Raw genomic sequence first — 12,685 nt, forward strand, 5'->3', positions numbered from 1 at the left:
GACTCCCGCTGCAATTCTGCGAGCGTCTTGAACGCAAATTGCGACGATGACAAGGCGATCAGGCGGCTTTGTCTTCGGCGTTCCCGCTCTTGTCGGCGACCGTCCGGGTCGGCTGTTGCGACACGTCCGGCTGGGGCGGAACCTGCACCGCAGTTTCTGCCCGCCGTTCGGCCTCGAGCTCCGCCAGAGCTTCGCGCCAATGCTCCTCGGCGCAGCCGTCGGGACGGCCGGACCGTTCCCAGATCCGGTAGGCGCGCACGCGCACCTCGTAATCCGAAAACGTCGTCGGCCTGGATTTCGACATGACTTGTCCTCCGCGATGCTGCCAGCCTGTCCCAAGGCCGACTATAGCGCAACCGGCATCACGGATTGATGAAGAGTTTGCAGCGGCGGTACCGCCGCAACGCGGGGCATCGGCGGAATGAAGATCGGCCGGTCAGTTATTCTGCGCCGGGACGTCTGCGCGATCGGGCGCGCTTTGCGAAGGTCCGGCGCCGTATGCGGCAATGACAAGCACCATCGCCGCCAGAAACGCGGCGAACAACCCGAAAAACCGGCGCATGAAAACGGCCCCTCCTGGCACGAAGGCTATTGTGGCGCAAACCGCCGCCAAATGCGATGCGCCAAAGCGTTCGCGATACGCCGGAATTCCGCTACCGGCTCAGGTGTGGACCAGGTCTTTGAACTCGGCCACCACCTTACGGTAGGTGTCGCGCTTGAACGGCACGATCAGCGACAACAGCTCGTCGAAGCCGGACCAGCGCCAGGTGGCGAATTCGGGCTCGTGGGTGACGAGATTGATGTCGCCGTCCTTGCCGAGGAAGCGCAGCGCGAACCATTTCTGCGACTGGCCGCGGTATTTGCCGTGCAGCGCGACGCCGATGAGATGGGGCGGCAGGTCGTAATTCAGCCAGTCGGGATGGGCGCGCAGGATTTCGGCCTTGTCGGTACCGATTTCCTCCTTGAGTTCGCGCATCGCCGCCTGTTCGGGGGTTTCGCCTTTGTCGATGCCGCCTTGCGGCATCTGCCAGCCTTCGACGGTCTGGTCGATGCGGCGGCCGACGAACACCTTGCCTTCGGGATTGAGCAGCATCAGTCCGACGCAAGGGCGATAAGGCAGGTCTTCGGCTTTGAGGTTCTTGGGCATGGGTTTCCGCCGTGCCGGAGCACTCCCGCGACAGCGCGGAAGCGACGCGGCCTCTATTTCTTTCCGGTTGCAACTATCGCCGAAATGGGCGCCAGAACAAAGCCCCGGCTCTGCAATCCGCGCGCCCACAGCGTCACCCGCTCCATCGTCACCGGATAGCGGAAACCGGTCCCAACCGCCTTGCCGCGGGCGCGGGCTTCGGCTTCGAGATCGGCGAGACGATGATCGATTTCCATCGAGGCCTGGATCGAATCGATGGTGTTGGTCGCTTGTGCGAACGGCGCACCGAGCCGCTCGGCCACCATCGGCGCCACCGACCGCGACGCCGCGCCGTTATCGTAGAACAGCAGGCCGCGGCGCATCAGGAAGGTCATCATCGGCTCGATCGGGCCGGGCTCGGAGAGGAAGCGTCCGCCCAGCATGTTGGTCACGCCGACATAACCGGTGAAACGGGTCAGCGCCCAACTGAGGCGGCGCGTGTTGGCTTCTTCGCCGACCGAAACCCGAAGCGTGTGCTCGCCGGGATCGGAATCGGGGAAGTCGTAGGGCTCCATCGGCACCTGCAGCAGGACTTCGTGGCCCTTCTGGCGCGCCAGGGCCACCCAGTTCTGGACGTCGGCGAGATAGGGCGCGAAGGCCAGCGTCACGCCGGGCGGCAAATTGTTGATCGCGGCCTGGGTGTTCGAGGCACTGAGGCCGAGACCGGTGATGACGATGGCGATGCGCGGACGGCCGGCAGGCGGCTGCGCCCCTGCGTAAGCCTGCATCGGCGTCAGACCGGCATCGGAAATGCGCGGCAGGTAGCCGTCGGGTGTTTTTTCCAGCAGCGCCGTGTTGGCGACCGCGGGTCCGCCTTTGAGCGGCGGCAACGCCACCGGCTGCGGCTGGGCGATGACCATGGAGCCGCCGGGCGCTTCGGGCGGCGGCGGCAAAGCGGCGACGGCGGCCTGTTCGGCGGGCGAAAGCTGGGCCGGAAGAATGCCGCCGGGCGGCGTTTCGAACACCACCGGTCCGGCGGGCGGCTTGGGTGCGGCGGCTGCGGTGGTATTGGCCTGATGCGGCCGCGGCGCCAGCGCCATGGTGATGACGTCGTCACTGGCCGGTCCGCCGAGAAACTGGATGGCGAGGGCTGCGGCCCCGATTGCCGCAAGGACGAGTGCCCACGCGAGCCCAAGCACGAGGGCCCCGCGGTTCCCGGTCATGCTCTTCGCGGCCATACCGGTATGGTAACGGCCGGCGTGGTTCAAATGAGGTTAACGGGCGCGAAAATTGCCCCATTTCCGGGCGCTTTCCGGCCGCCGCAAAAGAAAATGGCCCGGAGCGACCGGGCCATCTTCGACGCTTGATGCGAAAGCTTACCGCTTCTCCGGGCTCTTGGCCTGGGCGATGGCCTGCTTGCCGTGCAAGAGGTCGAGCGCGTAGCTGAGCTGGAAGTCTTCGATTTTCTTGCCCTGCGGCGGGCGGACGACCGGCTGCGGAGTCTTGTTCTTGGCGGCGGCATCGTTGGCGAGATGGCCGGGCAGATCGGCTTCCGAGGGACGCTCGAACTTGGCGACGTTCTCTTCCGAGCCCTGCGCCACGGCGATGTTCGGCACGATGCCTTCGGCCTGGATCGAACGGCCCGACGGCGTGTAGTAGCGCGCGGTGGTCAGACGCAGCGCGCCGCCGCCTTCGCCGAGCGGGATGATGGTCTGGACCGAGCCTTTGCCGAAGCTGGTCATGCCGACGATGGTGGCGCGCTTGTGATCCTGCAAAGCGCCGGCGACGATTTCGGAGGCCGAAGCGGTACCGCCGTTGATGAGGACCACGATCGGCTTGCCGTCGGTGATGTCGCCCGGCTTGGCGGGATAGCGCTGGGTGTCGTCGGGATGACGGCCGCGCGTCGAAACGATCTCGCCCTTGTTGAGGAAGTCGTCGGAGACCTGCACCGCCTGATCCAGCAGACCGCCGGGGTCGTTCCTGAGATCGACGACATAACCCTTGATGTTGGGAATCTGCTTCTTCAGTTCCTTGACGGCCTTTTCGAGACCGCGGCCGGTTTCCTCGTTGAACGAGGAAATGCGGATGTAGCCGATATCGCCCTCTTTGCGCCATTTCACGCTGTCGACGTGAATGACGGCGCGGGTGAGCTGGATGTCGAGCGGCTTCTTCTCGCCCTGGCGCAGCACGGTGAGAGTCACCTTGGTGCCGGCGGGACCGCGCATCTTGTCGATGGCGTCGTTGAGGCCCATGCCCTGGATCGAGTCGCCGTTGATGGCGGCGATATAGTCGCCGGTCTTGACGCCGGCCTTGGCGGCAGGCGTGTCGTCGATCGGCGAGATCACTTTGATGAGGCCGTCGTCCATCGTCACTTCGATGCCGACGCCGCCGAATTCGCCCTTGGTGGTGATCTGCATGTCGGCGAAGGCCTTCGCGTCCATGTAGCTCGAATGCGGATCGAGGCCCGACACCATGCCTTCGATGGCGCCGCTCATCAGCTCCTGATCCTGAACCGGGCGGACGTAATTTTCGCGCACCTTCTCATAGGCGTCGCTGAACAGATCGAACTGCTTGTAGATGGAGCCGTTGTTAGCGCCTTGCGCCTGAGGCAACAGCCCCACGGCGGTGACGATACCGAGACCCATTCCGAGAGCGACATACCCAAGGCGCTTCATGCTATCGTGCCTTCCTGAGCGTGACGGCGAGGTAGGGAGCAGGGCTCATCCCTTTTCCGTTTTTCGGCCGTAATTCAAAATATAACCTCGGCTCGTGGTCAAATTTCGGCATAACGCCGACCGGCTCCCCCGCTAGAACGGCGTCACCGGACCGCACATCGAACCGGTCCAACCCTGCCAGAAGCACATCGTAACCAGCCCCGATCTCCAGGATCAATACGCGACCGGCCTTACCGGACTGTCCGGCGAAAATAACGTTGCCGTCGGCCGGTGCGACCACGGTGGCGCCGGATACTGTCGCAAATGTAATGCCAGGCGCCGTGGAACCGCCGACGCCGTCGACTCCGCCGGAATTGTAGGCACCAACAACAGGTGACCTCAGCCAGCCCTTGCCGCGAGGGGCGTTTACCGTAATGACCGCGGGACTGGACGGTGCCGCACGCAACTGTGCCACCTTCTTAAGCAATGTCTGCAGATCGACCGCCTGCGACGCAATGGTATCGAGACGGGTCTTTAGAACTCCATAACGCGCGGCGGCGAGATCGGCCTGCTGGCGTTTGACGGCGAGGAGGCGGTCGAGATCGGCATTGGCCTGGGTCAGAGCCATGGCGTTCCGGGTCGCTTCTGCCCGGCGCTGGGTCAATTCTGCCCTGGTCCGCTTGAGCGCCGCGATCCGCCGCGCCAGCGTCGCCGCCTCGGTGTAACGGGGCGGCAGCCAGGCCCCCAAAAGCATCGCGGCGCGGGAGGCGCCCAAGGCATCGCCCGGCCGCACCGCCATCGCCGGCGGATTGTCGTGATTGACCCGCTCGACCAGCGCCAGGAGCCGGATCACCGTGCCCCGGTCCTGCTCGAAACTGGCCGACAACCTTGCGTAGTCGGCCGTCAGCCGTTCGACCGTTGCGTCGATCGCCATTTTTTCGCGTTCGAGGCTTTCGATCCGGGCCGCGCTGTCGACCAGCTGTTTCTGCAGCGCGGCCGTCTGGCGCGCGAGGTCGTCGGACGCCTTTTTGGCGGTATCGAGGGCGGGTTTGTTCTTGGCGACTTCGCCCGCCAGATTTTTGTACCGGTCGGTGGCGGAGGGCCGCGGCTGATCCAGGTACTGCTTCAGCGGCACCGCCTTCTGCATGTCCGCGTCGGAAATGCCGTCGGAGGAAGGCGCGGATTTGGCTGGCGGTGGAGAATTCTGCGCCTGTTTGACGGCCGGGCGCGGGTGCGGCATGGGCGCACGGGCTCCGGCGGCAACGCTTGCCGCCAGAACCGCTATTGCACCCACAACGAGAAGGTTAGGCCTTCTTGGTCTGGGCTTTGACCGCGTTGATGCGCCGCTCAAGCTCCGCCGGGTCCCCAAGGAATTTCGCATCCGCGGCCTTCCAGTCCGCGTTGAGACGATAGGCCTTTGGAATACCCGTCGGCAAATCGACTTCGGTGATTTCGTTGTCGCCGACGCCTTCGAGATACTTCAACAAAGCGCGCAGCGAATTGCCGTGGGCGGCAATGATCACCCGCTTGCCGGCCTTGAGGTCGGGCAGGATCGCGTTTTCCCAATAGGGCATGACGCGGGCGAGCACGTCTTTCAGGCTTTCCGACTTCGGCAGCTCGGCCGGATCGATATCCTTGTAGCGGCGGTCGTGGCCGGGGAAGTCTTCCGAAGCGGTATCGACCGGCGGCGGCGGCACGTCATAGGAACGGCGCCAGATCTTGACCTGATCGGGGCCGAACTTTTCGACCGCTTCCATCTTGTTCTTGCCCTGCAGCGCGCCGTAGTGGCGTTCGTTGAGGCGCCAATGCTTCTTGATCGGCATCCACACCGCGTCCATCTCGTCGAGGGCGAGATAAAGGGTCTGGTTGGCGCGGGTGAGCAGCGAGCAGTGGGCGACGTCGAAGGCAAAACCGTCATTCTTGAGGGTGACGCCGGCCGCCTTGGCTTCGCCGATGCCTTTTTCCGACAGCCGGCAGTCGCGCCAGCCGGTGAACAGGTTCAGCTTGTTCCACTCGCTCTCGCCGTGGCGCACGATGACCAGCTGATAGTCGCTGTATTGTCCCATCGCTCTTTCCTTAGGTGATTTCGGGGGTCTTTTAGCGCAGGGACCGGCCGAAGAAAGGTCCTTTTGGGGGCTAGAGGGTCGCGGGGCGCGAATCGCCCTATTAGAGTGGGGGAAAACGGGAACGAGGCGGCGCCATGGCCGGTGAAATCGTCCTTTACAACACGGAAGACGGCCGGACCCGGATCGAACTCAAGGTCGACGGTGGCACGGTTTGGCTGAGCCAAGCCGAGATGGCCGATTTATTCCAAACGACCAAACAAAACATCAGCTTACACCTCAAAATCCTGTTCCAAGACGGCGAATTGGAGGCTGATTCAGTTGTCAAGGATTACTTGACAACTGCCATCGACGGGAAAGCTTACCGGACCAAGCACTACCGGCTGGAAGCAATCCTCGCTGTCGGTTACCGGGTCCGAAGTCCGCGCGGGACCCAATTCCGGCGCTGGGCGACCACCGTTTTGCAGGAGTATCTGATCAAGGGCTTCGCGCTCGACGACCAGCGGTTGCGGGAGCCTGTGGGCGGTTGGGATTATTTCGACGAACTCCTCGTCCGCATCCGAGCCATCCGGGCCTCGGAAAAACGGTTCTACCAGAAAGTCCGCGACCTATTCGCGACCGCGGTTGATTACGACAAGACCGCCGAAACCGCCCGCGCCTTCTTCCAGGCGATCCAGAACAAGATGCTCTGGGCCGTCACCGGCCAGACCGCCGCCGAACTGATCGTTGCGCGTGCCGATCCTTCCGCCTCGAATATGGGACTGACGACTTGGACCGGCGAGCGCGTACGCAAAGGCGATGTTTCGACGGCCAAAAACTACCTTGCCGAGCCGGAGGCACGCGAACTCGACCGCCTTGTTTCTGCATTTCTCGACCTTGCCGAAGATCGTGCCCAGCGTCACCAGCAGACGACCATGGCCGATTGGGTGGCGTTCACCGATCAATATTTGAAACTGGCCGAACGCGCGGTGCTGACCCACGCCGGCAGCGTCAGCCACGACGACATGCTGAAGATTGTCGATGCGCGTTACGCCGCTTTCGAGAAGGCCCACAGAGAAAGTGAACGCAGCAAAGCTGAAGTAGAGTACGAACGCGAGACCGAAATGGAATTGCGCCGAATCGCAGACCAAGCCGTGCAGGCCCAACGGCTGACGGGAAAATCTTCCGGCAAGAAACGTCAACTCTGACTGCACATATGTGGAGAAGCTTGCATTGCACAGGCGGCTGCCATACCGCAGCGGTTAATCCAATTCAGTTCCGTCCGGAAGAACGGTGATGAAACCTTCGGCCCAACCGAGATGGTTAGGAGTTGGATCGACCATCCATTCGCCAATTGAAAATCCATCGGGATGGCTGCGAAAACCCGGTTGATCGCGAACGCGTTCTAGCGCTGTTTCGGCTTTTTCGCGTGTGCTGAAAACGCCAATGATTTTCAGGTCCTCGTGACCGTCATCAAAATCGTGCGTATGTTCGAGTACGTAGACGACTTCCATATAGTGGAATCTCAGAGCCGGCCTGCGGCGCAGAATATCATCCGCTGATATTGATTAAACCGAACTGGGTACGTTGGCGTCCAACAATCGACGCTGACACGAAAACTGTCACACACCCCTTGCCGTTCGGCAGAGCCGCCCTACATCCATAGGGTGTTGTTTGACCGCACCGGAAACACCAGAGATTGCAACGCAGGCGCATGTGCGCGTCACTCTAGTTTAGAGCGATTCGAATTCGATTCGGGACGCGCCGCTTGTTTTATGGGGGGCCCCTCCCCTGGGGCCTCCCGCGGAATCCGCAATAACAATTATATTGCTGGATGGCGTGCGTCCCTCCCGGCAAGGCAAAATCGGCCGGGAAAATCCTGCCGGGAGGCCGGAAGCAGGCCCCGAAGCCTTATTTCAAGACCTTGGTTTTGCTGGAGAATTCCTACCGTCCTCGCGGCATGAAACTGGCAAGAGACGAGCCGGATATCCGGGTGAAATCTATGCGTCTCGTGCAGAAGTTCGTTATCGCAGCCCTCGCAACCCTCCTCGCCGCCGAGCCGGCCGTCGCCCTGTCGCGGGTCAAGGACCTCGTCAGCGTCGAAGGCATTCGCGAAAACATGCTGGTCGGGTACGGCCTGGTGGTCGGGCTCAACGGGTCGGGCGACTCCCTGAAGAACGCGCCGTTCACCCAGCAATCGATCCAGACCATGCTCGAGCGCATGGGCGTCAACACCCGCGGCCAGACCATGCAGACCAAGAACACCGCCGCGGTGATGGTCACGGCCAAGCTGCCGGCCTTTGCCGCCAACGGCACCGGGGTCGACGTCTCGGTCAGCGCCATGGGCGATGCCAAGTCGCTGCAAGGCGGCACCCTCCTCGTCACCACCCTGTTCGGCGCCGACGGCCAGATCTACGCTTTGGCGCAAGGCCCGGTGAATGTCGGCGGCTTCTCGGCCCAGGGCGACGGCGGATCGGTCACCAAGAACGTGCCGACGGCCGGACGCATTCCCAACGGCGCCATCGTCGAACGCGAAATCGGCTTCAATCTCGCTTCCGAACACAATCTGAAGCTGGCACTGCACAATCCCGATTTCACCACTGCCTCGCGCATCGCCAGCGCGGTCAACAGCTTCATCGGGATGCCGGTCGCCACCACGGCCGATCCCTCGACCGTGCAGCTTGCCGTTCCCGCCGACTACAAAGGCGGCGTCATCGGCCTGTTGACCGACATCGAACAGATCAAGGTCGCCACCGATACCCCCGCCAAGGTCATCATCAACGAAGCGACCGGCGTGATCGTGATGGGTTCCGACGTGCGCATCTCCACCGTCGCCATCGCCCAGGGCAACCTGACCATCAAGGTCACCGAAACGCCGGAAGTGAGCCAGCCGGGCCCGCTTTCGGGCGGCACCACCCAGGTCACGCCGCGCACCAAGATCGACATCGACGACGGCAAGAGCAAGAAGATGGTCGTGATGCACGAAGGCGTGTCGCTGCAGAACCTGGTCGACGGGCTCAATGCCCTCGGCGTCGGCCCGCGCGACATCATCTCCATCCTTCAGGCGATCAAGGCCGCCGGCGCGCTCCAGGCCGACATCCAGGTGATCGGATAAGGAAACCGCGATGAGCGATGTGGCAACCCAAGGCATGACGGCGATCCAGGCGGCACAGATCCGTACCCCTGCCGCCACCGGCTCGCGCGCCCAGATCCAGAGCAAGGCGCAGGAATTCGAAGGGGTCTTCGTCGCCCAGATGCTGGGTCAGATGTTCGAAGGCATTTCCACCGACGGTCCGTTCGGCGGCGGCCAGGGCGAGCAGATGTTCCGCTCGCTGATGATGGACGAATACGGCAAGCAGATCGCCAAGCAAGGCGGCATCGGCATCGCAACGTCGGTCACCAGCGAACTTCTCAAACATCAGGAAGCGGCCAACGCCGCTGCCACTCCTGCAGACGGGACGAACCCGACCGAGGCGACCAAGCAATGAGTGCGGAAAGCGAACAAGCCGAACGGCTGATCCTCCTGGCCCAGCGCCTGATGGATGCGATCCAGGCCGATATCGAGGCGCTGCGCACCGGCAATCCGCAAGGCATGCGCTCGCTCGATCCGGAAGTGCAGAAACTCCTCTTGATGTACGGCCGCGAGGTCCAGGCCGTCGATACCGCGCGTTCGAAATCGCTGCCGACCGAGTTGAAGAAGCGCCTCGTCGGCGCCACCGGCAAGTTCCGCGAAATGCTGGGATTGCAGCAGCGTCTTCTTACCCGCATGCGCAACGCCTCGGAAGGCATCGTCAAGGCGGTCGCCGACGAAGTGCAGCGCCAGCGTGCCCCCACCGTCACCTATGCGCCGGCACAAGCCGCGGGCCGCTATCGCCAGACCAGCGTGCCCATGATCTTCAACGGCGTGGTGTGACTCCCAGCCGAAACGAAAACGGCCGCGGGGCACTCCCGCGGCCGTTTTTGTTTTGCCGTCGCCTTTATCAGGCCGACAGAATGCTGAGCGCCAGGCTGGCGTTGGCGTTGAGATTGTTGTTGTAGCTGGTCATCGCCGCCGACACGGTCTGGTTCGAGGTCTTGGTCTTCGTGGTGTCGGTGGTGCTCGACGCCGTCGTGTTGGTGGTCTGATAGATCTTCTGGATCGCGCTCAGCGAATTGAGCAGCTGGGCCCGCGCCGCGCCGGCACCGGTGCTGGTCGAAATATCGAGATTGCTGGCCAAGCCCACGGCGTAGGTTTTCGAAGTGTCGGTAGACTTCGTATCGCTGGACGACTTGTTGGTAGCCGCCTTCGACAACGTCTGCTCGGCAATGCCAAGGCGTCCCAGCGCGTCGAACTGGCTCGTGCCTTGAACAATCTTCGAAGCGATACCGCTCTTGGCATCTCCGGGCACGACGACGTCGCTGGTTCCGGAAAGCAGCTTGAGGGTCGCGCCGGCGCTGGCCTCGATCTTGAGCGAAGCACCGCCGGAACCGTAGGCCACCGAGGCCTTGCCCTTGCTGCCAAGCTGCGCGTTCAGCTTGGTGCACAAGGTCGACAGCGTCTCGCCCTTGTCGATGGTGATCTTGAAGGTGCGGCCGGCATCGCCCTCGATTTGGACCTTGAAGAAGTCGCCTGCGCGCAATGTGGTGTTGTTGGCGAGAGCGTTGTCCTGCTTGCCCTGCACCTGCCCCGAAGGCAGGCCGAGCGCATCGAGCACGCTGGATCCACTGGAGGCGAAGGCAACACCGCTGCCCACCGACTGGCCGTCCTTGCCGCCGTACTGGCGCACCCAGTTGACCGAACCGTCGGTGGCAACCGCGGCCACGAACATGTTGGTCGTGTCTTTCCGAATGGTCGAATTGCCCGCGAAGGTGCCCGACGTGGAACCGGCGACGTAGACCGTTCCGTCATCGCCGACGGTCAGCGCCGCCCCCTTGTCGGTACCTGACGTGCCGAGATAGGTCAGCTTGGCGGTATCGATCGTCGTACCTTGATCGGCGGCGGTGAACAGGAACGCATCGGTCGCGCCCGACGCCGACGTGCCGCCGGTGGTCGTGGCATTGAGGCTCGAACTCGACGTCGTGCCCGAAACGTAGACTTTGCCGTCTTTGACGGACAGGCCCGAGATGGCGCCGCCGGCACCGAGCGCGCCCATGTCGTAAGTCCAGGCCGCGGCCTGGGTCGTGTCGCCGCCGGTATACTTGGTCAGGATGGCGTGGCCGTCCTGAACCGAGGCAACGACGAGATCGCCCGCATCGGTCGTGGTCGTGGCCGACACTGTGTCGGAACCCGAGGTGCCGAACTGCTTTTCCGAAAGGATCTTGCCTTTGTTGGAAATCGTGGCGAGGTAGGCGTCGTTGCCACCTTGGTTGACCTGACCGGAGCCGATGACCTTGGATGTCGTGCCGCCGATATAAACGGTGCCATCGGTGCCGACGCTGACTGAAGTGGCGCTGTTCTCGTTAAGAGTGGGGATCTGCGTCGACCACACTTGGTTGCCGTACTGGTCGTATTGCGCGGCATAACTGTCGGCTTTGGTATTGGGCAGCTGCGTCGAAGTCACAGGCGCGGTTGAAGATCCGACGATCGTCACCCCACCGTTCGGGTTGAGCGCCATCGCGGCGCCGGTCGCCGTGCCGCTCGAGCCCAGCATGCGCTGCCACAGGACGTTGCCAGCCGAATCGTATTTGGTGAGATAGGCGTCCTGGTCGCCCTGGTTCAGTTCGGAGCCAAGATCGCCCGTCACCGTTCCCAGCATGTAAATGTTGCCCGACGCGTCGACCACAGTCGAACTCGCCGTGGAGGTGCCGTTGGTCGGCGCCATGGTGCGGGCGTACTCCGACGTCGGATCACCCGATGAAAGATCGCTCAGCTTGATCAGGCGGCCCTGATTGTCGACCGCCGAATCTTTGGTCGCACTGGTCAGACCGGTGGTCGCCGAAACATAGAGCGACGGCGTCGAAGCGGCCGACAGCGATACTTTCTCGTTCGTACCGGGCGCAACTTCGAGCGAATAAGCCTGCTTGGCCTTGTCCGCCGTTTTGGTGGCGGCAATATCGCCAGCCGTCATCGTTTTCTTGAATCGTGTGGTAACGCCGGCCGCCCGGAGCTGGTCGTTGACGTAGGAAACGACATTGGACATCGTGAGGTCGCCATCGACCTTGGAAAGATCGATTTCGACGTCTTGCGCCGTGCCATTCTTGGTGACGCTGACCGTAAACTTGTCGGTTTTCGAGAGGCCCGACAGCGCATTGTTGATCGTATTGCCGTCGGCGAGCGTAGCGCTGACATAAGAGAACGTGGCGCTTGCCACCTTGGCGCTCGACGTTACCGACGCGGCCGGCTCCTTGGCCTGCAGCGCGAAATTGTTGAAATCGGTCGAGGAAATGAAATCCTGGATTTCCTTCAAGCCGTTCTGGAAACGGGTGTTATAACCCTCGCGCTGGCCGTCAGTGACATCGTCGCGCTTGGCCATGCTGGCAAGGTAGGAAAGATTGTTCACCGCCTGATAAAGCGCGAACAGCCGCTGATTGTCCTGCTCGGTCTTGGTATCGCTGGTCGTGCCGGCCGTCACCGGGACCTTCGACAGATCGATGAACGACGCCTTCGTGTCGGTCTTAAGCAGCGGATCGAGCATCGACGTCGCGGTCAGGACCTCGGCATCGCGCTGCTGCTGCGATGCGGTCTTGGTGCTCCACGGCGTGACGTCGTTGGCGGTGGCGCCTTTTTTCGAGGAATCCGATTTTGTGCTCGACGACGAAGACGAAGTCGTAGCCGCCGCACGCGTCGCCGCTGCGTTGGCCTTTGCGTTATAGTAGTTCAGCAGCGTCGACGTATCGAAGCTGACAATGGATGGTGTCGTCGTCATAATCGGAGTGCCAACACG

Annotated in this window: 13 protein-coding genes; 4 read left to right on the forward strand and 9 right to left on the reverse strand. The window is 62.6% G+C overall.

Features of this window, described 5'->3' with window-relative positions; translation table 11 throughout:
* Nucleotides 1–58: 58 nt before the first annotated feature.
* The 7 genes from FHS84_RS20770 to gpmA form a co-directional block, all read right to left on the reverse strand.
* Entirely contained in the window at nucleotides 59–304 is a 246-nt protein-coding gene (locus FHS84_RS20770; protein ID WP_166937460.1) for a DUF2934 domain-containing protein, read from the reverse strand.
* 132 nt (nucleotides 305–436) lie between these two features.
* Complete coding sequence (locus FHS84_RS22115) at nucleotides 437–562, reverse strand: hypothetical protein (protein WP_279589374.1); 126 nt, start codon at nucleotides 560–562, stop codon at nucleotides 437–439.
* A gap of 99 nt (nucleotides 563–661) precedes the next feature.
* A complete protein-coding gene (locus tag FHS84_RS20775) occupies nucleotides 662–1,147 on the reverse strand; it encodes an RNA pyrophosphohydrolase (RefSeq protein WP_166937461.1) in 486 nt (161 codons plus the stop codon).
* 53 nt (nucleotides 1,148–1,200) lie between these two features.
* Nucleotides 1,201–2,349, reverse strand: coding sequence for a divergent polysaccharide deacetylase family protein (locus FHS84_RS20780; protein ID WP_166937462.1), 1,149 nt, complete (start codon nucleotides 2,347–2,349; stop codon nucleotides 1,201–1,203).
* A 153-nt stretch (nucleotides 2,350–2,502) separates the two neighbouring features.
* Nucleotides 2,503–3,801: a S41 family peptidase gene (locus tag FHS84_RS20785; RefSeq protein WP_166937463.1), complete on the reverse strand. Its 1,299-nt coding sequence runs from the start codon at nucleotides 3,799–3,801 to the stop codon at nucleotides 2,503–2,505.
* A gap of 1 nt (nucleotide 3,802) precedes the next feature.
* Nucleotides 3,803–5,020 (reverse strand): murein hydrolase activator EnvC family protein, encoded by a 1,218-nt coding sequence (locus tag FHS84_RS20790; RefSeq protein ID WP_166937464.1) that lies wholly within the window; start codon nucleotides 5,018–5,020, stop codon nucleotides 3,803–3,805.
* Nucleotides 5,021–5,084: 64 nt separating this feature from the next.
* Nucleotides 5,085–5,846 (reverse strand): 2,3-diphosphoglycerate-dependent phosphoglycerate mutase, encoded by a 762-nt coding sequence (gene gpmA, locus FHS84_RS20795; RefSeq protein ID WP_166937465.1) that lies wholly within the window; start codon nucleotides 5,844–5,846, stop codon nucleotides 5,085–5,087.
* Nucleotides 5,847–5,980: 134 nt separating this feature from the next.
* Between gpmA and FHS84_RS20800 the strand changes: the two genes are divergently transcribed.
* Complete coding sequence (locus FHS84_RS20800; protein ID WP_166937466.1) at nucleotides 5,981–7,030, forward strand: virulence RhuM family protein; 1,050 nt, start codon at nucleotides 5,981–5,983, stop codon at nucleotides 7,028–7,030.
* A 54-nt stretch (nucleotides 7,031–7,084) separates the two neighbouring features.
* On the opposite strand, the gene FHS84_RS20805 is transcribed toward FHS84_RS20800, so the two are convergent.
* A complete protein-coding gene (locus FHS84_RS20805) occupies nucleotides 7,085–7,336 on the reverse strand; it encodes a DUF7336 domain-containing protein (protein ID WP_166937467.1) in 252 nt (83 codons plus the stop codon).
* A 488-nt stretch (nucleotides 7,337–7,824) separates the two neighbouring features.
* On the opposite strand from FHS84_RS20805, the gene FHS84_RS20810 reads away from it, so the two are divergent.
* Genes FHS84_RS20810 through FHS84_RS20820 form a run of 3 tightly spaced genes read left to right on the forward strand, consistent with a single transcriptional unit; the run spans nucleotide 7,825 to nucleotide 9,735 of the window.
* Entirely contained in the window at nucleotides 7,825–8,937 is a 1,113-nt protein-coding gene (locus FHS84_RS20810; protein ID WP_243851271.1) for a flagellar basal body P-ring protein FlgI, read from the forward strand.
* 10 nt (nucleotides 8,938–8,947) lie between these two features.
* Entirely contained in the window at nucleotides 8,948–9,310 is a 363-nt protein-coding gene (locus FHS84_RS20815) for a rod-binding protein (RefSeq protein ID WP_166937469.1), read from the forward strand.
* Entirely contained in the window at nucleotides 9,307–9,735 is a 429-nt protein-coding gene (locus FHS84_RS20820; protein WP_166937470.1) for a hypothetical protein, read from the forward strand. The genes FHS84_RS20815 and FHS84_RS20820 overlap by 4 nt, the downstream gene beginning before the upstream one ends.
* Nucleotides 9,736–9,802: 67 nt before the next feature.
* Here FHS84_RS20820 and FHS84_RS20825 read toward each other — a convergent pair whose 3' ends face one another.
* Nucleotides 9,803–12,667 carry a beta strand repeat-containing protein gene (locus FHS84_RS20825; protein ID WP_166937471.1) on the reverse strand — a complete coding sequence of 955 codons (2,865 nt, stop codon included), beginning with the start codon at nucleotides 12,665–12,667 and terminating at the stop codon, nucleotides 9,803–9,805.
* Nucleotides 12,668–12,685 lie beyond the last annotated feature (18 nt).

The organism is Rhizomicrobium electricum, from assembly GCF_011762045.1.
Lineage (GTDB): Bacteria > Pseudomonadota > Alphaproteobacteria > Micropepsales > Micropepsaceae > Rhizomicrobium > Rhizomicrobium electricum.